This is a genomic window from Pedobacter yulinensis (assembly GCF_003029735.1).
GTDB lineage: Bacteria > Bacteroidota > Bacteroidia > Sphingobacteriales > Sphingobacteriaceae > Pedobacter > Pedobacter yulinensis.
The window spans coordinates 196,065-218,444 of record NZ_KZ686268.1; the positions used below are offsets into that span (position 1 = coordinate 196,065).

Consider the following 22,380-nt stretch of genomic DNA (forward strand, 5'->3'; position numbering starts at 1 on the left):
AATTCGTTGTGTGGGCTGCCGGCGAAACGAGGTAAATCACCTCACCGAAAACTTGCACAAAAGTATCATTTATTAAGATACCAATGACAAAGGAATGACAGTGAAATACAATTTATAATCATTCTAAACTACCCTATTTTATGCCCTGAAAGGTGCTTAAAACGGGTTTTTTGCTTCGACCCCACTGATCGTTTTGACACTGGTTTTTTGGAAAGAAAAAAACTTTTTTTTAGAATATATAGGTCTTTTTCGAAGGCCTTCTCTGCCGGTTACTTTGGTTCCATTCTGTCACCAGGCCCGGCGAGTTCATACAGAACAGCCGGGCCCGGTGATATCAGAAGACTTCAAACAGTACTATTGTTTTAAGATCCAGGCAAAAATTAATGGCGCTACGATCGTCGCATCAGACTCGACAATAAACTTCGGCGTATCGATGTCCAGTTTACCCCAGGTTATCTTTTCATTCGGTACAGCACCCGAGTACGAACCATATGAGGTGGTCGAATCAGAGATCTGGCAGAAATAACTCCAGAACGGAATGTTCTCCATTTCCATATCCTGGTAAAGCATGGGTACCACACAGATGGGGAAGTCGCCGGCAATACCGCCGCCGATCTGGAAAAAGCCGATTCCTTTACCCCCACTGTTCTGTACATACCAGTCAGACAGCCAGGCCATGTACTCAATACCACTTTTCATGGTGTTTGCTTTGATCTCCCCTTTGATCACGTAAGAAGCGAAAATATTGCCCATGGTCGAATCTTCCCAGCCCGGCACGACAATCGGCAGGTTTTTTTCGGCAGCCGCCAGCATCCAGGAATTTTTGGGATCAATCTCATAATACTGTTCAAGTTCGCCGCTCAGCAGGATCTTGTACATGAACTCATGCGGGAAATAACGCTCACCGCTGTCATCGGCGTCTTTCCATATCTTGTGAATGTGTTTCTGGAGCCTGCGAAACGCTTCTTCTTCCGGAATACAGGTATCGGTTACCCGGTTGTAATGGTTCTCCAGAAGATCCCACTCATCCTGAGGGCTCAGGTCACGGTAATTTGGTACCCGTTTATAGTGCGAATGCGCAACCAGGTTCATGATGTCTTCTTCCAGGTTGGCGCCGGTACAGGAAATGATCGAAACCTTATCCTGCCTGATCATCTCAGCCAGCGATATACCCAGCTCTGCGGTGCTCATTGCCCCGGCAAGGGTAATCATCATCTTTCCGCCTTCATCCAGGTGTGTTTCATATCCTTTCGCCGCATCCACCAGCGCAGCTGCGTTAAAATGCAGGTAGTTTTTCTCTATAAATTGTGAGATCGGTCCTCGTGTTGTGCTCATGTTATTTGAATTGCTGGCGCAAAATTACGAAAATGCAGGGAATTGACAATCGTCCGGGACCGCCGGCACCGCTTCTGCCCAAGCGTTGCGGTGATGTGCGAAGCCGCTGAGGATGTGAGCGGCAAAGTCAGCAACTCTTTTTATGCCGACCGGCTTCGCTGTATCCCTCCCTCGTCCGGGGCTGCCGCTGCGATCCGGCTTAAGGAATGCCCTGCAGTGCCTTTTTACGCAGTCAGTCCCCTCATGGTGCAGACCGGCAGACTTTCAAACAAAAAATTTACTTTTGCCCTTCATGAACAAAGTGCTCATTTCGCTGCTCGCGCTGTCGCTGTTGGCCGCTCCGGCTGCCGCCCAACGCAAACTGATTGAAAAATACCTGTCGAACAAAAAAGACAGCAGCCGCAGGCCAAGCTTTATGCCTGTTCCTGTGTTCGGCTATTCGCAGGAAATCGGGGTGGAGTTTGGCCTGGGTGCCTTATACTCTTTTTATGCAGACCGTACAGATACCGCTCAGCGCAGTTCAAATTTTTCCGGCAACCTGTCTACTTCTACCAAGAAGATCTTCAACATTAGTCTCAATGCCGACGGCTGGGCCAAAGGCAACCGCTACCATTATATAGCCGATGTAAAGATCCGCAAAATGCCCTTTGACTTCTTCGGCACGGGCAACAGTACCGCCGAAGCAGACAAAGACCGGCTGGTACAGAATATGGTGAAGCTGGCCTTCGATCTGGAGAAGCGGCTGCTGCCACATGCCTATACCGGCGTATCGACGGCTTTTGAGCAATACCACTTTACAGACAAAGCCGCTGGCGGCATGTTCTCCCAGCCAGACCTGACCGGAGCCCCGGGCGGGCGGGCATTATTTATAGGCCTTTCGCAGAGTTATGACACCCGCAACTCGAACAACTACCCCGGTCGTGGTTTTTTTGGCCGGGTTACTTACCAGTATGCCCCCGATCTGTTTGGCGCTGGCCATTTTTCAGGCAGCCGGATAACGGCCAACCTGAGCAACTTCTGGACACTGCACCCGAAATTTATATTGGGTGCCCAGGGCATCTACCAAACAGTGCAAAGCAGAAATACGCCATTCTGGATGCTGCCGCAACTGGGCAATGATGAGATGATGCGCGGATACTATACCGGTCGTTACCGCGACGAAAACCTGCTAGCTTTCCAGGCCGAACTTCGTTTTCGCTACAACCACCGTTTCGGCGCGGCTGTGTTTGCCGGCACCGGCCAGGTATTTGGCGAGAAAAGCAACCTCGCCATGCGCGGATTTAAACCCAATTACGGGGCCGGATTCCGCTATTTCTTTGACCCCGAAAAAGGGCTCAGCGTACGCCTTGATTACGGTGTTGGCGAAAAACGGCCAAATGAAAAACGCCAGGGCGGGTTTTACATCAGCTTGGCGGAAGCATTTTAGCAGGAACTTGCCCTGTTGCTACATTTTCCCCTGCACGGTGTATTCGCCGGTGGCGAAATTGACGGTAAGCAGGCTTCCGGTTGTCCTGACGCCGGGGCGGCGGCTGTGTACGACGGCAAAATCATGCGCTGTGACTAACTGAGCTTTGTAGTCGTATTCAATGCGGCTCCCCTCTATCTTAAAATGTGCGGTTTTGAATTCGGCTTTACCAAAAAGATCGATCCTGGAACGATCTTTAAAAACCCGGGTCGAGTCGCGGGCTGAGTATTCCACTTCGATATCCCCGTCTTTCAGGCGTAACTGCTCCTGCACGGTGAAATCGCCCGTGTTCATATTAACGCTTAATTGCGCACCCGGTGCAGCAATGAGGGCCTTTCCGTCCTGAATAATCTTAAAATCTGTGGCCTTGAGCTGGTTGGGATGGCGGTTTAACGAGGCTTTACCGGCATGAATGCTGAACCTGCCAGCCAAAAGGTCTGCACCGGTTAGCTCTGTAATGCCCTCCCTTCCACTGATCGATTCAAAGCGTGCAACCCGTACCGGAACGTCTGTTCTGGCCCCGCCATATGCCGCCCGGTGCTGTTCGGCACCGGCATCCTGCTGGTAGCCGAGGGGTATATTTTCGGGCCCGGCTGTCGTTGCCACCTGCTGTTGGCGGCCATCTTCCTGGTAAAACCTCGAATAGTGTGCGGGGTTGCGTAATTCTTTTCCTCTTGGCTGGCTGTACAGGGCAATCAGCTTGCTGCTCGTATACACCTTTCCGCCCGCTTTCGCCTCGCCAAAAAATTTGACCAGCACACTGTCTCCGCTGCGGAAGTTCCCTGCCAACAGCTTCTGGCCTGCTAAATTGAACCGCAGCGAAAAATGGCCGTCATTAAGCCATAATGCTGAAATATGCCCGGAAGCGTCTGTTGTTAGCTTACTGATTCGGCTATAGGCAAACCGTGCGCGGTTTGCTTCATAAAGAAATGGCTGGCGCACAATTTTTTCCTTGTACAGAAGCTTGCCCGTTTTATCATGAATTTCTGTAGGTACAAATGTAATTTTTTGGTCCTGATCAATCAGAGCACCCCTCAGTTTCACAAAAATGCCCGCACCTTCAAGCAAGCCCGCCGCACGCATGCGGCTGTGCGAGAGGGCAACCTGCAAGGTCCCAGAACTGGTGTTCAGCAAAAAGCCCTGTCCGAAACCATCCGACCACAGGGCACCCACGCGGCCCTCCAGCGGCATGCCCTTTAATGAATCAACTCCGGCAAGTGCCTGCCGGTAGGCGGGATTATTGCGCCAGCCGGTGTCTTGCCGGCTTGCCGGCGAGACCGGGCGTTCCTGAGGTACCTCGACGTAACGAACGGAAAAACCCCAGGACAGCACCGCCACAACAGGCAATGCCGCTAGATATACAAACTTTTTCATGTTATTGGATTGATTGGTGAAAAGCATTTCTATTCGCTCGCGGATCGGGTGGCGAACAAAACTGTGCGTCAAACCGGCTGGAGCCGGCCGCCTGGCGAGTCCAAGGAGCAGATGAGCATAAGCTTCCTGCCCGCACTGGCTTGCGGTAACCTGGTCGGCCTCGAATTCATGCAGCTGTTCCAGCTCGCGGGCATACCAATAAACCACCGGATTAAACCACAGCAGTGCACGGGCAGCCTGCATAAACAGTTTATCGAGAGAATGCCACCTGGCGGCATGCACGCCCTCATGGAGCAACAAGGCATCGAATTCAGCTTTGCTGAGCCGTTCGGGATCTACAAAAACATACCTGAAGAACGAACAGTTGGTGAACCCTTCATTCTTGTAAATCACCCGGAGGTTTCCGATCCGCTGGTAAGGGTGGTCGCGTTGCTGCAACAGTCCGCTCAGTTGTCGCAGCAGCGGCCAAAGGAACCCGGCGGTAACCGCCAGGTAAAGTACGGTTAGCGAGGTATCCGGATCGGGCCAGGCGAAAGGTTCCGGAGCCGGCGCTGCCGCCGGCTGCAAGTCTGATCCCACTGACGTAATGAGGGGCTCAGGAACGGTGGTGGCAGCTATCTCCGCTACGGCAGGTTCAACAACCTGCCTCACCTCTACCCGCCAGGCCGGTATAAAAAACGCCAGCAACAGCGCTGCCAGCAAATAGGTCCTGTTTAGGGCGAAAAAGGTGGTTTTTCGCAGGGTGAAAAAATAGAGGCCGAAGAATAGCGCCAGACAGGCACTTGCTTTCAGCAGGTACAACAGCAGTTCCATATTATTTCTTTTTATCGATAAGCTCCCGGATCGCTTTGATGTCAGCCTTACTTAAAGGATTTTCTTTGACCATAAAGGAAAGAAGGCTGGCCGGCGAGTTATCGAAATAACCCGACAGCAGTTTCCCGAAAGTCGTCCGGGCATAGTCGGCCCGGGCAATCAGCGGGAAGTACTCATAAGTCTTCCCATAGGCCTTGTAACCGACATAGCCCTTTTTTTCCAGGAGCCTGACGATAGAGGATACCGTGTTATAAGGAGGTTTGGGATTTTCATCCAGGGCCTCAAGGATGTCTTTTACGAAGCAGCGTTCCAATGCCCATATCACCTGCATGATGCGCTCTTCAGCTTTTGTTAATTCTTCCATAACATAAAGCTAAAACTTATTTTTCAGTTATACAACTGATTTCTCAGTTTTAAAACTAAAAAATCAGTTGTTTGTGGTATAGGTGGGCTTCCTGCCGGTTTTACCGCACAAACTATCGGGTTTTAGCCCTGATGGCAGCGGCAGCCCCGACCCTGGGAGGGCTACAGCGTACAGCAGGACTGCCGGTGTTCAGGGCACCACAGCTGCGCTTCAAAAAAAGGAACTAGTATTTAAGTTTGAAGTGTTCTTTTGCCTGTCCCTTTTTGAAAAATACGAGACCGATCCAGAAAAGATCGACGGTAACAGTTACCGCGGGGTGGTTTTTAATTTCCTGCCAGGCTTCTTTCATGCCCTGACTCCAGTAAATGTCGTCAAAGATCAGTAAGCTGTGTTCATGGACTTTTGGCAGGCACATGTTAAAATAGGCGAGCGTAGCATCCTTGCGGTGGTTGCCATCTATATACACAAAATCCAGCCGTTCTGTGCTTTTAAGCAGTTCTGGAAAAATATGATCGAAGTTGCCGGTCAACAGTTGAACGTTGCCGCAGCCGACTGCATTGAGGTTTTCCTGCGCAACCGCAGCAGTTTGGGGACAGCCTTCGATCGTCGTGATGGCTGCATCCGGGCAGGCCTTGGCAAAGTACGCGGTGGTAATGCCGAGGCAAGTACCGAGTTCGATCAGGCTTCCGGGTGCATTGTAGCGGGCCAACCGGTAAAGCAGCTGGGCCAGCGCTGGCTTTTTGAGCGCATTTTTTGCAATTGTCCTGATTTGTTTGCGGTTGTCTTTATCGAGGTGAGAGCCGGCGCCAAGGTCGGTTACAGTGATGTAACGATCGTCATTCAAAAGTTTTTTTCGCTGCTTCTCGATGATTTGCGCATCCTGTGTGGCCTCAAAATTGTAAATTACCTCGTCGGCAAGTTTGTAGACAAATGGAGAATGTGTCCCGTGGCGGCTTTTCGCGGTTAGCCGATGCCTGAGATAATCTAGGACGAATTGCATGTTCATGGAGGCAAAAGTAGGTAAACAGCGCCAGCAGGATAAAGTTTTATGGAAAATATTGCAGAAATCAGCGCCCTCGTCAAACTTCTTGACGACCCGGACGAAGAAATATACAGTCATGTAGAAAAAAAACTGCTCGAGTATGGAAACGAGGTGGTCGACTACCTTGAAAATGCCTGGGAGCAGTCTTTCGATGCCCTGATGCAGCAGCGCATTGAGAACATCGTACACCGCATCCAGTTCAACGCGGTTAAAGAAGACCTGAACCTGTGGTACATGAGCGGAGCTTTCGATCTGTTGCAGGGCGCCCTGATCATTAACCGCTATCAATACCCCGACCTTGACGAGCAGAAGGTGATTTTCCAGATCGAAGAAATGAAACGCGATATCTGGGTCAACCTGCAGTATGAGATGAGCTCGATTGAAAAGGTGAAACTGATCAATCATGTGCTGTATAACCAGCATGGCTTTAGCGGAAATACGAAAAACCACCATGATCCGCAGAATTCATACATCAGCCAGGTACTGGAAAGCAAAAAAGGAAACCAGATCTCACTGGCCATCATCTATTCGACCCTGGCGCAGAAACTTGACATTCCAATCTATGGCATCAACCTGCCGCAGCACTTTATTCTGGGATATGTAGACGAAACAAAACGCGATGAAGAGCAGGAATTCGGCGTGCTGTTTTACATCAATGCATTTAACAAAGGGAATATTTTTGGTAAACATGATGTAGACCAGTTCCTGCGGCAGCTAAACCTGGAACCGCTGCCGGGCTATTACCGGCCATGCAGCAATACTGAGATTATCAGGCGTGTAATCCGCAATCTGATCTCTGCTTATGAAGGCGCGGGTGCACCAGACAAAGCCCTCGAGCTGCAGGAATTGCAGGACATTTTAACACAGGTGTAGATCAAGAAATATTTTTAATTTGCAGGAAATAAAAAAACAAGTTGGTGACTTTACGAAAGTCACCAACTTTAAGGTGAAGTCCCGGCTTTTTACGGTCTTGAAACAACTTAAAACAGCTTCAAATCTTGAAGCAATCCGTTGCAGCCTGTTTTGTCTATCTTGCCGGTGCCGAAATGCGGTGCAAATTCCCGAAAGAATTTTCCAGGCAAAATCAAATGATTGTTATTTACGGAGAAACCAACCATGCTGCCACTTTGTGAAGGGTTGAACACGCAGCCCCTTACAGAAGCCCATTCGTAGCCGTAACCGGCTAAAGCGATAACGAACCGCTTAAACCAGGCGGTTTTTCTTTAGCCAGATCAGCATCGCACCAAACCAGTCACCAGCTTCTTTTTTATTGTTCAGACCAAAGCCATGCCCGCCCGCTTTGTAAATAAACAGCTCTGCAGGTACACCAGCTCCATCGGCCGCTTCCTTGAACAGCCAGCTGTTGCGCACGGGTACCACCTTGTCATCTTCTGCATGCACCAGGAAGACCGGCGGCGTACGTTTGTTCACCTGTTTATCTGAAGAAAAATAAATTTTGTCGTTTTCTGCAGGCGCAGGTCCGAGCAGGTTTTTCATGGTGCCTGTATGCACTGACTCTGAAAAGCTGATAACCGGGTACACCAGAACCGAGAAATCCGGTCTGAAACTGGTTTTTTCTTCTTTATGGATCTGCCTGTCGGCATAATGAACGGTCAATGTCGATGCAAAGTGGCCACCGGCAGAGAAGCCCATGATGCCGACACGGTTTTTCTTTATACCGTATTTCGCGGCGTTTTTACGTACCAGGTAAATAGCCTGTTGCGCATCCTGCAGCAGTGCAAAACGTTTGTCCTGCATGATCTCGTCTGACGGCAGCCTGTATTTCAGTAAAAACGCACTGATTCCGGCTTCGTTCAGGCGCCTGGCCACATCTGTTCCCTCATGGGTATAAGCAAGGATGCCATAGCCCCCGCCCGGGCACACGATTACGGCCGTGCCGTTCGATTTCCCGGCCGGCGCAGGATACCAGGTTAGCGTTGGCACCGACACCTTGCTGATGCGCAGAATGCCGTCTTTGCTGGTTTCGCCTTTCTCCACATAACTGGCAGGCGTGGGTTTGGAGCCTGGAATCGGGCCGTCGTACAATGGGAAGACCTCCTGTGCGTTCAGTTGGTTTAGCATGAGCAGGCAAAAAAGAAAAGTACTCAGTTTTTTCATTCAGCGTTATCGGTTACCGGTTGTCAAAATTCCATCAGGTAGGCTTTCAGAAAATCGTTCAGATCGCCATCCAGCACGGCTTGTGCGTTCGAGGTCTCGTGGTTTGTGCGCAGGTCTTTTACCAGTTTGTAAGGATGCAGGACATAGTTCCTGATCTGCGAACCCCACTCGATCTTTTTCTTGGAGCCTTCTATAGCGGCCACAGTTTCCATTCTCTTGCGCAATTCAACTTCATACAGCTGCGAGCGCAGTAGCCGCATGGCATTGTCTTTATTTTGCAATTGCGACCGCGATTCCTGGTTTTTTATCACAATGCCTGAAGGTTTGTGGTACAACCGTACCGCAGTTTCCACCTTATTTACGTTCTGTCCGCCGGCGCCGCCTGCCCTGAAAGTCTCAAATTCAATATCACCTGGATTGATATCGATCTCGATCGTATCGTCGACCAGGGGATACACATAAACCGAAGCGAACGACGTGTGGCGCCGCGCGTTCGAATCAAAGGGCGATATGCGCACCAAACGGTGTACACCATTCTCGCCCTTCAGGTAACCATATGCAAAATCACCTTCAAACTGCAGGGTAACTGATTTGATGCCGGTAACCTCTCCCTCCTGCGAGTCCTGCTCGGTGATGCGGTAGCCGTTTTTCTCGCCCCACATCATGTACATTCGCATGAGCATGTAGGCCCAGTCGCAGCTTTCGGTGCCGCCGGCACCTGCTGTGATCTGCATGACAGCCGGCAGCTGGTCCTCTTTGCTGCTCAGCATGTTCTTAAACTCCAGGTCTTCCAACAGGCGGAGGGTTTGTTCAAACTGCTCCTGCATTTCAGTCTCAGACGCATCGCCCGACTGCAGAAAATCAAACATGACCTGGCTGTCCTCTACCGAACCGTTTACCTGCTGCCAGGCGTCTGTCCAGGTCTTGTTGGCTTTTATATTGGCAAGTACCGCTTCTGCCGCTTTCGGGTCATCCCAGAAACTGGCAGCCAGCGTTTTTTCCTGTTCTTCTGTAACGATTTTTAAACGGGCATCAACGTCAAAGATGCCTCCTCAGGGAAGCTGTTCTATCCCTTAAATCCTGAATCTGTTCTTTGGTCATGGAAACAAAGGTAAAATAAATTGCCTAACTGCAGTCTGGCGCGGGCATTCTGCGCTTGATCAAAAATATTACCTTTACAAAAAATAGTGAGAAGATGTTACCAAAAACCGATCTGACCCGTACCCATGCATATGCGGCCCTGAGCCAGCACTTTGAAACTACCCAACAAACACACCTGAGGGATCTCTTTGCTGCAGATCCGCAACGGTTCGATAAATTTTCACTGACTTTCGAGGACATCCTGTTCGATTTTTCGAAGAACCGCGTCGATGATAAGACCCTGCAGCTGCTGCTTGAGCTGGCCCGGGAATGCAAACTGGAAGATGCAATCGGGGCTATGTTCGGCGGAAGCCGCATCAATGAAACCGAAAACCGTCCGGTGCTTCATGTAGCCCTGCGCAACCGCAGCAACGAAGCCATACAGGTAGATGGCAAAGATGTCATGCCCGAGGTAAACCGGGTGCTGGCCAAAATGAAAAAATTCACCGATGCCGTCATTGGCGGCGACTGGAAAGGGTATACAGGAAAACCGATTACCGATGTGGTCAACATCGGCATCGGGGGTTCAGACCTGGGTCCTGTTATGGTTACCGAAGCCCTCAAAGCCTACAAGAACCACCTCAATCTGCACTTTGTTTCGAATATAGACGGCACACATATTGCCGAGACCATAAAATCGCTCGACCCCGAAACCACCCTTTTCCTGATCGCCTCGAAGACCTTTACCACGCAGGAGACCATGACCAATGCACACAGTGCCCGCAGCTGGTTCCTGGAAAGCGGCGCACAGCGGGACGATGTTGCAAAACATTTTGCAGCCCTTTCTACAAACAGTAAGGAGGTGGCCGCTTTTGGCATTGACACAGAGAACATGTTCGAGTTCTGGGACTGGGTGGGCGGACGGTATTCCCTCTGGAGCGCGATCGGACTTTCCATAGCGCTCGGGATCGGTTTCGAACGTTTCGAAGAACTTCTGGCAGGTGCGCACGCAGCCGACAACCATTTCCGCAACACTGATTTTAAGCGGAACATACCTGTTATCCAGGCCCTGCTGGGTGTATGGTACATCAATTTCTTTGGCACCGAAACCCAGGCCATTCTGCCGTACGACCAATACATGCACCGTTTTGCCGCCTATTTTCAGCAGGGCGATATGGAAAGCAACGGCAAATTCGTTGGCCGCGATGGCAGGAAAGTGGAGCACCAAACCGGACCAGTCATCTGGGGCGAACCCGGAACCAACGGGCAGCATGCTTTTTACCAGCTGATTCACCAGGGAACAAAACTTATCCCCTGCGATTTTATTGCTCCTGCTCAAAGCCTGAACCCGCTGGGCGAGCACCACGCCATTTTGCTTTCAAATTATTTTGCACAGACAGAAGCGCTGATGAACGGAAAGAGCCAAGAAGCGGTCGAAGCGGAGCTTCGCGCAGAAGGCAAAAGCGATGAGGCCATTGCAGAACTGGCGCCTTTCAAGGTTTTTGAAGGCAACCGCCCAACCAATTCATTCCTCCTGAAGAAAGTAACCCCCTACACCCTCGGCAGCCTGATTGCCTTTTATGAACATAAGATCTTTGTGCAGGGCGTGATCTGGAATATTTTCAGCTTTGATCAATGGGGTGTGGAACTGGGCAAACAGCTGGCTAAGAACATCCTGCCCGAGCTGAAAAGTGACGAAAAAATTTCCTCGCACGATGCTTCTACGAACGGCCTGATCAACCAGTACAAAGCCTGGCGATAACCACTAACCCGCCAGCCGGCCATGCTGCTGGCGGGTATTTTTTCTTACGCTTTTTACACTTCGCGAAAAAGCTTACCTTTCACGGTATTAACTAATTTTATTACATCATGAAAAGAAAATTACTTTTCACCGGCGGCATGCTGGCACTCGGCCTGACTGCTGCTGCGCAAAAGGTACAGTTTACAGAATACGACCTCGACAATGGGCTGCATGTCATTCTGCACCAGGACAAAACTGCACCGGTCGTGGCGGTGTCGGTCATGTACCACGTCGGCTCGAAAGACGAACAGGTTGGCAGAACCGGTTTCGCTCACTTTTTCGAACACCTGCTTTTTGAAGGCTCTAAAAACATTAAGCGTGGCGAGTTTATGAAGATCGTAAGCAGCAACGGCGGTCAGAACAATGCAAATACCTCGCCCGACCGGACTTTCTATTATGAAGTGTTCCCCGCCAACCAACTCGAACTGGGCCTTTGGCTGGAAAGTGAGCGCATGCTGCACCCCGTTATTAACGATGTAGGCGTTCGGACCCAGAACGAAGTGGTCAAAGAAGAAAAACGGTTGCGTGTAGATAACCAGCCTTATGGCAAGTTTACCGAACGCATCTTCGCGCACTTGTTCGACGGGCATCCATACCGCTGGCAGCCCATTGGTTCTATGGAAGATCTTGACGCCGCAAAACTTGACGAGTTCCTCGCTTTTTTCAAAAAATTCTATGTTCCAAACAATGCTGCACTTGTCATTGCCGGCGACATCGATGTGGCCAAAACCAAAACGCTGGTACAAAACTATTTTGCTGAAGTGCCTAAAGGCGCACCCGTACAAAGGCAGAAGGCCGAACTTAAACCGATCAGTAAACAGATCATTGATACGGCCTACGATGCGAACATCCAGATTCCTGCGGTATTCGCTGCTTATCGTGTGCCCGGCATGGCAGATAAAGACTCGCACGCACTGCAAATGATTACCTCAATCCTTTCGGGCGGGGCAAGCTCGCGTTTGAACCGGAAAATGGTCGACGAAAAGAAAAATGCCCTGCAGGTAGCTGCTTTCAACTACTCGCTGGAAGATTACGGTGCCTACATTACACTGGCCCTGCCCAACCGCAATACCCCGCTCGATTCGCTGCTTGCTGACATTGACGTCGAAGTGGCGCGCATTCAAAATGACCTGATCCCTGAAACGGAATACCAGAAAGTGCTGAACAAATTCGAGAACAGTTATGTCGGCGCCAATTCCAGAATGATCGGCGTGGCCGAAAACCTGGCAAACGGTTACACTTTCCATAACAAAAACACGAACAGCATCAATGAAGAGCTGGAACAGATCAGGAAAGTAACCCGAGAAGACATCCGCTCGGTAGCCAGGAAATACCTGAACAAAGACCAGCGAGTTGTTTTGTATTACCTGCCAAAAAAATAGCCATCACCAACAAGAAAGATCAACATGAAAAAACTATATATTTTTGCTGCTGCGCTGGTTTTTGGCCAGGTCGCTTTTGCACAAAAGATTGACCGCAGCCAGAAACCCAAACCGGGCCCCGCGCCGGTCATCAAGATCGGGGACCCTGTCATCTATAAGATGAGCAACGGGATCACCGTTTTGGTGGTTGAAGACCACAAATTGCCTAAAATTACGGCCAGTTATTCGATCGATGCCGGTCCGGTAACCGAGGGCAGCAAAGCTGGCGTTATGACCATTATGGGTTCCATGCTGGGCGAAGGGACGACTTCGAAAACCAAAGCACAGTTTGACGAAGCGGTAGATATGCTGGGCGCCAATGTTGGCCTGAGCGCATCAGGCGGCAGCGTTTCTGCGCTTACCCGTTATTTCGACCGTGCATTTGCACTTTTTGCCGAAGGATTACAGCACCCTGCCTTCCCGCTGCCTTCTTTTGAAAAGCTTAAGTCTCAGAACCTGACCGGCCTTAAATCAAACGAGCGCAATGCCAAGGCCATCTCTTCACGGGTAGTGAACGCACTGAACTACGGCTCAGACCATCCGTACGGAGAGTTTGTAAGCGAGCAAAGCCTGAATGCCCTGACACTTGACGATGTCAAGGCTGCTTATAAAAAATACATCACGCCATCGCGCGGGTACCTTACCTTCGTTGGCGATATCAAGCCGGAGGCGGCGAAAGCACTTGCCCAAAAGGCCTTCGGCGACTGGAAAGGAAGCCAGCTCAGCCTGCCGCAGCTAAAAAAAGTGAACAACCCGGCCAAAACGGAGATCAACATTGTCGATGTTCCGAACGCCGTGCAGTCTGAGATTACGGTAACCAACCTGATCGACCTGCCCATGAGCAGTCCGGACTATTTCCCGGTGCTGCTGGCCAACCAGATTTTGGGCGGCGGTGCTGAAGCCCGGCTGTTCATGAACCTGCGCGAAAAACACGGATTTACCTATGGCGCTTACTCATCGGCCGGCGCAGGCAGGTTCCAGACCACATTCAATGCGTCTGCATCGGTACGCAACGAGAAAGCAGACAGCGCTGTTGTCGAATTTCTGAAGGAGATTGAAGGCATGCGCAAGAACAAGGTAAGCGCCGAAGAACTGCAAAACGCGAAAAATCTGTATAACGGTTCCTTTGCCCTCGGTCTTGAAAACCCGGCGCGCATAGCCGGTTTTGCCAGCAGCATCCTGATCAACGGGCTGCCTAAAGACTTTTACCGCACGTATTTGCAAAAGATCAATGCCGTGACCGCAGAAGACGTTCAGCGGGTGGCAAACAAGTATTTCAATCACGATAACACCCGCGTGGTCATTGTCGGTAAGCGGGACCAGTTCGATGCCAATTTAAAGCGCCTCGGCTTAAAAGTTCAGGCGTATGATAAATTCGCCGTGCCGGTTGCAGACACCCGGCAGCCTTAATATCCTGATCAAAGCTTCCGTTGCCGCAGCGGAAGCTTTTTTTTGTCCCGGCCAGGCAACCTCTATCTGCTCACATCCGTAACCGGAAGTATCGAATCGACAAAACACGTGACCCATCTGTTAAATACAGACTTGCTTGAAGGTTGTAGAAAAAGGGACCGCAAGAGCCAGAAGGCCTTGTACCAGCTTTTCTATGGCTTTTGCATGAAGATATGCCTCCGCTATGCCCAAGACCGGGACGAAGCGCTTGAGGTAATGAACGATGGTTTTATGCGTGTTTTTCTGAATATAGACCGGTACGATGCCACGCGCGATTTCAAGTCCTGGCTGAGTACCATTATGATTAACACCTCGATCGATCATTACCGGTCGAAAATCAGGAAGATTGAAATGGAAGAATTACAGGCGAAACACGAAATGGAAGATGCGGAAGGAATTTTGTCGCGGATAAACTATGACGACCTGTTGAAAATGGTGCAGCAGCTTTCTATGGCTTACCGCACTGTCTTCAACTTGTTTGTTATCGATGGCTATAGCCATGAGGAAATCGCATCGATGCTGTCGATCAGTATCGGTACATCAAAGTCAAACTTGTTTAAAGCAAGGGAACAATTAAAACGAATGCTGCGCGCGCAAAGCCACTAGCCGCCATTAAAGAAAAGCCATGCAAAACGACCATCAATTTGATAAGGCGCTGCGAAAAAAGGTAGACGAGAGTGAACCACGCTTTGAGGAAGCCGCATGGGCAAAAATGGAAGAAAAGCTGGACCGGCATGACCGGCGTGTGCTCTTCAGGCGCCTTACGTATGCGGCTGCGGCAGTTTTGCTGCTTGGCCTGCTGACCTGGCTGTTGTACCCGGCAACGGCGCCGCACAAAGCACCCGCAAAAGATTATACCAGAGGGGACCAGCCGCAGCACCCGGTTCGGCAGCCGGGCGGCGATACGCTGCAGCATTCCGGCCTGTCAGATCAGACGGCGTCACGACGCTCAGCCCAGCCCGCGCCGCGTTCTGGTCATGTAAGGCCTCACAAAACGGCCCATACAGCCTATTCCGGCCCCGTGCAGCATGCGCCTGTTTCCCGTAGCGACAAGACAATGCCGGCAAGTCATTATGCAGCGCGACCGCAGCAACAGCCACCGGCCGAAACCCCTGCTGCCCCGTCCACAAATTTCACACCTGCGCAGCCGGAAATTCCTCGCCCTGCGCCGCGCCGCGGCCTGCCGCTCAGCCTGGCTTTCAGCGCCGGGCCGGATTTCAGTTCAACCAGCCACCTGGTGGGCGGGCGGGCAAACATCAGCGCAGGCATGCTGCTCGGCGTCAATGTGGGCAAGAGACTGACCATTTCTACCGGCGCACGCATCGGCCTGAAGCGCTATGATGCCACGGGCTTACAATACAAAACCGCCGATATGCAGCGCATGAGCACCGTATCCGGGATTGATGCGTCCTGTAATGTCCTGGAGATCCCCCTGCAGGCCTCTTACGCCATCGTTGACCAGCCGACCCGAAGGCTGGAAATCAACGCGGGGCTGTCCAGTTACCTCATGCTCAAGGAAACTTACCGCTTCGATTACACAGAGGCATCCGGTTATAAACCCTATACATTGATCAAGAACAATGCGAACCAGCATCCTTTCAGTGTGGTGCATGTTTCGGCAGCCTATTACGTTGATATACCACGTACAGCATTTCAGCTTGGTCTGGAACCGTACATGAAGGTTCCGCTGCAGGGTGTAGGCGAAGGAAAAGTGCACCTCAAGTCGAGTGGTGTGGCCCTGAATCTGCGTATGCCGCTGGGCACCAGGTAAACCTGTCCTGTTGCAGGCAAGCAGAGTGATGAATAATTCGCTTTGGTTTATGGAAAACTTGCTGTTTGCTCATCTGTTCTGTATACACACTTCAAACATACGACAATGAAATTTTTCAATACGCTATTTGTCCTGCTCCTGGTTTCGGCCGGCCTGCAGGCACAGGTCACCGATAAGGCCGAACTGGCCGAACTGATCAAATCAAAAAAATTCGTTTTTAACGCCAGTGCTGCGCTGCCGCTAAACAGCCTTGATATGAACCGGGTCATGAGCCGCATGCAGGGCGGCATGAACAGCGGCAGCATGATCCAACTGAACGGCATGCGGTACGATGTGCGCCTTGACGGCGACACGCTCAAAGCGTACCTGCCTTATTATGGCCGCGCTTTTACCGCGCCTTACGATCAAAACGACAACGGAATTAAGTTCAGCTCAACCAATTTCACATACAAGGAAACCCGCAAGAAAAAAGGCGGCTGGGTGCTGGTCTTCAATACAAAAGATGTACGCGACAACCACCGGTTTACGCTCGATATTTCTGAGAAAGGCTACGCTACGCTTGTCGCCAACAGCAACAACCGGCAGTCTATTACTTTTAACGGCACCATCGACAAACTGAAAGAGGACTGATCAGTTTCTAACCAGGCTGATCTCAAAAATTTTCGGCCATTTTTTTCCGCCTACGAACAGCCTCTTGCGGGCCTGGTCGTAGGCGATTCCGTTGAGTACGTTATTTGAAGCGGCCATCTCGTCCTTGAAATAATCTTTGGGCAACAGACCGGTCAGGTCTGCTTCGCCGGTCACGGCACCAGTGGCCGGATCAATCATGATTATTTTTTCCTGGCCATACACGTTCGCGAAGATTTTTCCGTCTATATATTCAAGTTCATTCAACCGGTCTATGGCACCCTTGTCGTCGTAAATTTCGATGAAGCCTTCTTCTTTATAGGTTTCGCGGTTTAAAAACCAGATGCGGTTACTGCCGTCAGATTTGAGCAGCCTGCTGCCGTCATAACACAAGCCCCAGCCTTCGGGACTGTTCTGGTAAGGAAACGATCCGGTTTGCTCGAGTGTAGCCGCATCATACACAAGGCCTGTTTTTTCCTGCCAGGTCAGCTGAATAATGCGGTTGCCGACCCTGGTCACGCCTTCAGCAAAATATTTTTTATCGAGGCTCACCTCGCGCATGACTTTTCCTGTAACCGGATCAACCCAGCGCAGCCTGGAATGGCCCCGCTGGCCCGTGCTTTCCAGAAATCTGCCCTCATGGAATTCAAGGCCCTGGGTATAGGCGCTTGTATCGTGCGGAAAAACATTTCGCACTTTGAACGTATACCGGTCAGGTTTGCGGCCTGAACGGATAACGACATTCGTTTGGACCGTATCAATCCTGTTTGCCGTGTACACCAGCGCACGCAGCTGCCTGAAACCGAGGCCGAGGGTAGCTGAAGGGAGCGAAAGTGCTTCTTTGCCCCGCTTTCGGGCCAGCGAGCGCCCGTCAACATGGTAAACAACCGAGTCTGGCCGCAAGCTGCCAGGAAGGTCCAGCTGCACTTTGATCGTCTCGCCCGACTTAAAATTTTCGCCCTGAAAGGGTGAGCGGAAATCGATAAGGTGTGCACGCTCCCTGCAACCGAATGCCAGGCTCAGGAAAATAACATAAAAACAGATCTTATTCATTGTTAACAGGCCAAAATGCATCTTCAATGTGCCGGATCACGGGCGCTGCAGCCCTCTGCAGGGTCACGGCCACAATATCAAACCGGATCTCCCCTTTGTGCGACATGGCCGTGATGTAAGCATTTGCTGCCCGGGCCAGCCGTCTTTGTTTTGCCAGGGTTACAAAGTCTTCGGGTTCTCCAAAACTGACGTTTGACCGGCACTTCACCTCGACAAAGATCAGTTTGCCGTCAAGGCTGGCCACAAGGTCAATCTCATCATGCCCGGCCCTCCAGTTCGCGTCCAGGATCTCATACCCCGCTTGCTGCAGGTAAAACGCTGCACGCACTTCACCATCTTTCCCGCGGTCATTGTGAATGGCCATACCTATTTGACGATTACCGAACCCAGGTAACGGGAAATTTCCTTTTCCACATTTTTTATGTGGATGTAACGCTGCATCAGGATTTCCTGGTCATCTGCCGACTGTTCTGCCTGGATCTCCCGGAGAAGGTTTGCAAGAATCTGGTCAATCTTGCGTTTCTTCAGGTGATAAATGCCGCCAAGTATGGTGTTTTTCAGGTTCATGCTTTCATCTTTGACATAAATCTGGTGGCGCTTTTCCCAGTTTTCGCTGAGCTGGTAAGGCGAAGTGGACAGCGTAATGGCCAGGTTGGCAATCTCGGCATCCTTATGCTGGATAAACTGGCTGGCTACCGGCAGGTGACCCAGTTCTATTTCAGCTTTATAGTGGTCAATGATGCGCTTGCAAAGCGGATCGGTAAATTCCACATCAGCCAGGTTCTGAATTACGAAAGAGCCGATATACATGTTGTCTATCCCATCCCAGTTTACAAGTTCATGGCCAAAATTCAGCAGCAGGCGTACAATTTCATTTTCCTGCCGTTGCTCGTTTGCCTGTTCTGTGTCTTCTTCCAGAAAACCGGCTGCCAGTTCGTCTGGCATAGGAAGCGGCTCAGGTACATACGAACCCGGCCCTTGCTGACCGCTGTAAGAAGAGGTCCCGCCATACCCGGTCGATGAGGTTTTCTTAAGCCGCGCCGCACGCATCTTGTTCAGCTCGGTGAGCAGAATGCGTTCTTCGACTTCCAGCAGCCGGCTGCATTCCCGTACAAAAACCGAGGCCTTGATGCTGTCAGGGATCTTCGAGATGCTTTCTACGATATCGCGTATAATACCCGCGCGTTTAATGGGATCGTTGCCGGCCTCGGCCAGCAGGATATCGGCTTTGTAAAAGATGAAGTCTTTCCGGTTCTCTTCAATATAGGTCCTGAAAGCCGCCGCGCCTACCGCATGCATGTACGAATCAGGGTCGTGCCGGTCAGGAAAGGAAACGACCTTAACGTTCATTCCTTCTTCCAGGATCATGTCCAGGCCGCGTAGCGAGGCTTTGATGCCCGCCGGATCACCATCGTATAAAATAGTGACGTTCTCCGTAAAACGTGAAATAAGCCTGATCTGCTCGGTCGTTAACGAGGTGCCCGATGATGCCACCACATTCTCGACTCCAGCCTGGTGTACCGATAATACATCTGCATAACCCTCTACGAGGTAACAGTTGTTGGCATCGCGAATGGCTTTTTTGGCCTGAAAAAGACCGTACAGTACATTAGACTTGTGATAAATGTCGCTCTCAGGCGAATTCACATATTTCGGAACACTTTTTTCGGTCTTGAGCGTCCGTCCCCCGAACCCGATTACACGGCCGGTAAAGTTATGGATCGGAAACATGACCCGGCCGCGAAAGCGGTCGTACACGCGTCCTTTGTCATTCCTGATGCTCAGACCCGTTGCTTCCAGGTATTGATGCGCATACCCATTGTTGAGCGCCTGCTGGGTAAGGGCATCCCACACATCGGGCGAATAACCAAGCTCAAATTTCCTGATCACATCTTCGCGGAATCCGCGTTCCCTAAAATAACTGAGCCCAACAGAACGGCCTTCATCGCTATCCCAAAGCTGTTCCTTAAAAAAGGTTGCGGCGAACTGCGAAAGCACATAAAGACTTTCGCGCGCCTGGTAGGCCTCGGTATCTTTCGGAATCTCGCGCGTTTCTTCGACCTCGATGTTGTATTTGTTGGCCAGATACTTCAGCGCTTCAGGGTACGAATATTTTTCATGCTCCATCACGAAGCGTACCGAATCGCCGGCCTCGCCGCAGCCGAAACATTTATAGATGCCCTTGGAAACCGAAACGTTAAAGGATGGTGTTTTTTCGTTATGAAATGGACAGTTGCCGATCAGGCTGCTGCCGCGCTTTTTCAGGTTTACGAAATCGCCCACCACTTCTTCGATACGTACCGTATCCATGATCTTATCTATCGTATCCTGCTTGATCATCTTAAAATCCTTCGCCCGTTTGTGCCAGCCCCCGCTCCTTGCTATTTAATAAACGGCAGCATGTTTTTTGCCAGGAATTTGTTTCCTTCGTCGTTCATGTGTACCCCATCACTGGTCAGAATTCCTTTTTCGGCGTTGCCGGGATTTTTGCCTGCTTCGTACTCAGCAAAAGCCTTGCGGAGGTCGCACACGGGTATGTTGTTTTTTGCAGCCAGTTCGCGTATGCCCTGCGCATACTTATCCAGTTCTGCATCGAGCGGATTCTCACCGCTTTTTTTCTCACCAATGACCGAAGGGGTGCACAACACCAGTTTACTGCCGGCTGCGGTTATTTTGCTGATCAATGCCTGATAAAATTTGAGGTATTTGTCATAGTCAGTACCGGTGTGCGAGGTCTGCTTGTGCCAGACATCATTAATCCCTACATAAATGAAAACCAGGTCAGGCTGTTTGCTCAACACGTCTGTTTCAAGCCTGAGGTAGAGGTCATACACTTTGTTGCCCCCAATGCCGGCGCCTGCCACATCAAAGCTGGTGCTGCCAAGCTGTTGTTTGATAAGCGTAATGTACCCGTTTTCCTTCACGCCTGCCTGGGTAATGGAATCGCCGAAAAATATGACTTTTTTTGGCCTGGCTTTCATAGCGGTAAATGCAGTTGCCAGGGCTAGCAGTATGAAAATTGCAGAGGTGGTCCGGATGTGTCTTTTCATGTTGTGATGGGTTATTGCTTGGTATTGAGTTTAAAATCAAGATCCTGAAAATCAAAGCTAAAATCAGTCAGCGGTGAAATGGCCTCCATCTTAAAGCCGGTCGGCCTTCCCTCTGAATCGAGCTGGTAAGTAACAAAGGCATCGGCATCCAGGCTGCGGTCCTGCCATTTAACCAACCAGGTATTGGCTTTGTAAAAATACATATCTCCACGCAGCTTTGGCGAATTGCGGCTTTGAAAATACAGATGGCCCTGTTTTACGCTGATGGTTGCCTGGCCAAACCAGGGGTCGCTAAAGGTTCCGGCATAGGCGGCGGGGTCAGGACTTCCCGCACCGGCCGAAGCAATCTGCGCTTGTACCTTGCCAACGATATCGGCAGCCTCTTTTTCATTTTTAAGCCTGGCATCGTTGTACTGCTTGATCCGGTCCTTTCCTTTAATGCCGAAATATGCGTCTTTTATCGTGTTTGTGATCGCAGTGAACGCCGCGCCCGACTGCTGGTTCGTCAGCACAATAATGCCCAGCCTGAGCTCCGGGACCATGGTTACCTGCGTGACGATCCCCGCCAGGCCGCCCGTATGACTGACCTGCAGGTAGCCGTTTACGTCACTCAGAAACCAGCCCAGTCCGTAAGCCGAAAAATGGGTGTTGTAAGGCGAGCCGCCGTTTATAATGGTTTGGGGCGACCACATTTCCCGGTGCACCGCAGCGCTGAACAATCGTTTTTTATTGTCCTGCCCGTATTGTCCGCCGTTCATCTGGGCAATGACCCATTTACTCATATCGGTCACGTTCGAATACATGCCGCCCGCTGCGTTGGCCAGTTCGGTAAAACTTAAGCCCACCGGGACCAGCTTGCCGTCTGACGGCGCATGCCCGTCAATGATGTTTGACCGGTCTTTCAGCCGATACCAGGAGGCCGCTGTTGCAGTCATTCCCAGTGGCCTGATGATGCGGCTTTCAATGAAGTCCTCATAACTGATCCCCGATATCCGCGCTACCACTTCGCCCGCAACAATGTACAGCAGGTTATCATAATCATACTTGGTGCGAAAGCTTGATACTGGTTTCAGGTACCGAAGGTTATGTATCATTTGTTTTTTGGTCACCGTACTTGAATCGGGCCAGATCATCAGGTCGCCTGCGCCAAGCCCCAGTCCGCTGCGGTGCGTAAGCAGATCACGAACTGTGAACTCGTTCGTTACGTAGGGGTCATACAGCTTGAATTCCGGGATTATGTCGGTTACGCGCGTGTCCCAGGTGATTTTGCCTGAATCGATGAGTATGCCCAGAGCTGCAGCAGTAAACGCTTTTGTATTTGATGCAACACCGAACAGCGTATTTTCATCGACTTTTTTCCCGCTTTTGAGCGAGCGGACACCATATCCTTTGGCATGGATCAGTTTACCGTCTTTGACAATGCCCAGGGCGATGCCGGGAACATTAAACGTGCGAAGCGTTTGTTCAACAAGGCTATCGGCCTGCCTGCCGGTAAAGGGCTGAGCCATGACCGTTCCGCTCCATAAAAGTGAGGTCAGCAATGCGGTCAGGAAAAATCGTCTATACATATGAACCGAAAAAATTAAAGATAAGACTTTAGTAAAAACATTCGGCGCC

General features: G+C 50.8%; 19 protein-coding genes. 8 read left to right on the forward strand and 11 right to left on the reverse strand.

Annotation, left to right across the window (positions count from 1 at the left end):
* Positions 1 to 354: 354 nt before the first annotated feature.
* The gene (locus C7T94_RS00840; RefSeq protein ID WP_107212746.1) at positions 355 to 1,335 is read right to left on the reverse strand and encodes a deoxyhypusine synthase family protein; all 981 of its coding nucleotides are present in this window, start codon (positions 1,333 to 1,335) and stop codon (positions 355 to 357) included.
* A gap of 292 nt (positions 1,336 to 1,627) precedes the next feature.
* On the opposite strand from C7T94_RS00840, the gene C7T94_RS00845 reads away from it, so the two are divergent.
* Positions 1,628 to 2,761 (forward strand): BamA/TamA family outer membrane protein, encoded by a 1,134-nt coding sequence (locus C7T94_RS00845; RefSeq protein WP_107212748.1) that lies wholly within the window; start codon positions 1,628 to 1,630, stop codon positions 2,759 to 2,761.
* 18 nt (positions 2,762 to 2,779) lie between these two features.
* Here C7T94_RS00845 and C7T94_RS00850 read toward each other — a convergent pair whose 3' ends face one another.
* The 3 genes from C7T94_RS00850 to C7T94_RS00860 all read right to left on the reverse strand — a co-directional run bounded on the left by C7T94_RS00850 (position 2,780) and on the right by C7T94_RS00860 (position 6,351).
* Positions 2,780 to 4,987 (reverse strand): M56 family metallopeptidase, encoded by a 2,208-nt coding sequence (locus tag C7T94_RS00850; RefSeq protein ID WP_107212750.1) that lies wholly within the window; start codon positions 4,985 to 4,987, stop codon positions 2,780 to 2,782.
* A gap of 1 nt (position 4,988) precedes the next feature.
* Positions 4,989 to 5,351 carry a BlaI/MecI/CopY family transcriptional regulator gene (locus tag C7T94_RS00855; protein WP_107212752.1) on the reverse strand — a complete coding sequence of 121 codons (363 nt, stop codon included), beginning with the start codon at positions 5,349 to 5,351 and terminating at the stop codon, positions 4,989 to 4,991.
* 223 nt (positions 5,352 to 5,574) lie between these two features.
* Complete coding sequence (locus tag C7T94_RS00860; protein WP_394340996.1) at positions 5,575 to 6,351, reverse strand: O-methyltransferase; 777 nt, start codon at positions 6,349 to 6,351, stop codon at positions 5,575 to 5,577.
* A 48-nt stretch (positions 6,352 to 6,399) separates the two neighbouring features.
* On the opposite strand from C7T94_RS00860, the gene C7T94_RS00865 reads away from it, so the two are divergent.
* Complete coding sequence (locus C7T94_RS00865; RefSeq protein ID WP_107212756.1) at positions 6,400 to 7,266, forward strand: transglutaminase-like domain-containing protein; 867 nt, start codon at positions 6,400 to 6,402, stop codon at positions 7,264 to 7,266.
* 330 nt (positions 7,267 to 7,596) lie between these two features.
* On the opposite strand, the gene C7T94_RS00870 is transcribed toward C7T94_RS00865, so the two are convergent.
* Together C7T94_RS00870 and prfB are read right to left on the reverse strand one after the other, a co-directional pair.
* Positions 7,597 to 8,511 carry an alpha/beta hydrolase gene (locus tag C7T94_RS00870; RefSeq protein WP_107212758.1) on the reverse strand — a complete coding sequence of 305 codons (915 nt, stop codon included), beginning with the start codon at positions 8,509 to 8,511 and terminating at the stop codon, positions 7,597 to 7,599.
* Positions 8,512 to 8,534: 23 nt separating this feature from the next.
* Positions 8,535 to 9,612, reverse strand: a protein-coding gene (gene prfB / locus C7T94_RS00875) for a peptide chain release factor 2 (RefSeq protein ID WP_112156442.1) whose coding sequence is annotated in 2 segments (ribosomal slippage) — positions 8,535 to 9,551 and positions 9,553 to 9,612 — 1,077 coding nt in all. Because the reading frame shifts where the segments join, the coding sequence is not laid out codon by codon here.
* Positions 9,613 to 9,706: 94 nt separating this feature from the next.
* Here prfB and pgi point away from each other — a divergent pair.
* The 6 genes from pgi (at position 9,707) to C7T94_RS00905 (ending at position 16,663) form a co-directional block, all read left to right on the forward strand.
* Positions 9,707 to 11,353: a glucose-6-phosphate isomerase gene (gene pgi / locus C7T94_RS00880; RefSeq protein ID WP_107214601.1), complete on the forward strand. Its 1,647-nt coding sequence runs from the start codon at positions 9,707 to 9,709 to the stop codon at positions 11,351 to 11,353.
* A 107-nt stretch (positions 11,354 to 11,460) separates the two neighbouring features.
* Complete coding sequence (locus C7T94_RS00885) at positions 11,461 to 12,774, forward strand: M16 family metallopeptidase (protein ID WP_107212763.1); 1,314 nt, start codon at positions 11,461 to 11,463, stop codon at positions 12,772 to 12,774.
* A gap of 24 nt (positions 12,775 to 12,798) precedes the next feature.
* Entirely contained in the window at positions 12,799 to 14,223 is a 1,425-nt protein-coding gene (locus C7T94_RS00890; RefSeq protein ID WP_107212765.1) for a M16 family metallopeptidase, read from the forward strand.
* A gap of 204 nt (positions 14,224 to 14,427) precedes the next feature.
* Positions 14,428 to 14,868, forward strand: coding sequence for an RNA polymerase sigma factor (locus tag C7T94_RS00895; RefSeq protein ID WP_107214602.1), 441 nt, complete (start codon positions 14,428 to 14,430; stop codon positions 14,866 to 14,868).
* A gap of 19 nt (positions 14,869 to 14,887) precedes the next feature.
* The gene (locus C7T94_RS00900; protein ID WP_107212766.1) at positions 14,888 to 16,033 is read left to right on the forward strand and encodes a porin family protein; all 1,146 of its coding nucleotides are present in this window, start codon (positions 14,888 to 14,890) and stop codon (positions 16,031 to 16,033) included.
* A gap of 105 nt (positions 16,034 to 16,138) precedes the next feature.
* The gene (locus tag C7T94_RS00905) at positions 16,139 to 16,663 is read left to right on the forward strand and encodes a DUF4251 domain-containing protein (RefSeq protein ID WP_107212768.1); all 525 of its coding nucleotides are present in this window, start codon (positions 16,139 to 16,141) and stop codon (positions 16,661 to 16,663) included.
* On the opposite strand, the gene C7T94_RS00910 is transcribed toward C7T94_RS00905, so the two are convergent.
* From C7T94_RS00910 to C7T94_RS00930, 5 genes are read right to left on the reverse strand one after another with little or no spacing between them, the layout of a single operon-like run.
* Positions 16,664 to 17,713 (reverse strand): glutaminyl-peptide cyclotransferase, encoded by a 1,050-nt coding sequence (locus C7T94_RS00910; RefSeq protein ID WP_239494895.1) that lies wholly within the window; start codon positions 17,711 to 17,713, stop codon positions 16,664 to 16,666. It lies immediately after the preceding gene.
* Complete coding sequence (locus tag C7T94_RS00915; protein WP_107212772.1) at positions 17,706 to 18,077, reverse strand: YraN family protein; 372 nt, start codon at positions 18,075 to 18,077, stop codon at positions 17,706 to 17,708. The genes C7T94_RS00910 and C7T94_RS00915 overlap by 8 nt, the downstream gene beginning before the upstream one ends.
* Before the next feature lie 2 nt (positions 18,078 to 18,079).
* On the reverse strand, positions 18,080 to 20,053 hold the full coding sequence (gene dnaG, locus C7T94_RS00920) for a DNA primase (protein WP_107212774.1): 1,974 nt from the start codon (positions 20,051 to 20,053) through the stop codon (positions 18,080 to 18,082).
* A 41-nt stretch (positions 20,054 to 20,094) separates the two neighbouring features.
* Positions 20,095 to 20,763, reverse strand: a complete 669-nt coding sequence (locus C7T94_RS00925) for an SGNH/GDSL hydrolase family protein (RefSeq protein ID WP_107212776.1) — start codon at positions 20,761 to 20,763, stop codon at positions 20,095 to 20,097.
* Positions 20,764 to 20,774: 11 nt separating this feature from the next.
* Positions 20,775 to 22,331: a serine hydrolase gene (locus C7T94_RS00930; protein WP_107212778.1), complete on the reverse strand. Its 1,557-nt coding sequence runs from the start codon at positions 22,329 to 22,331 to the stop codon at positions 20,775 to 20,777.
* Positions 22,332 to 22,380 lie beyond the last annotated feature (49 nt).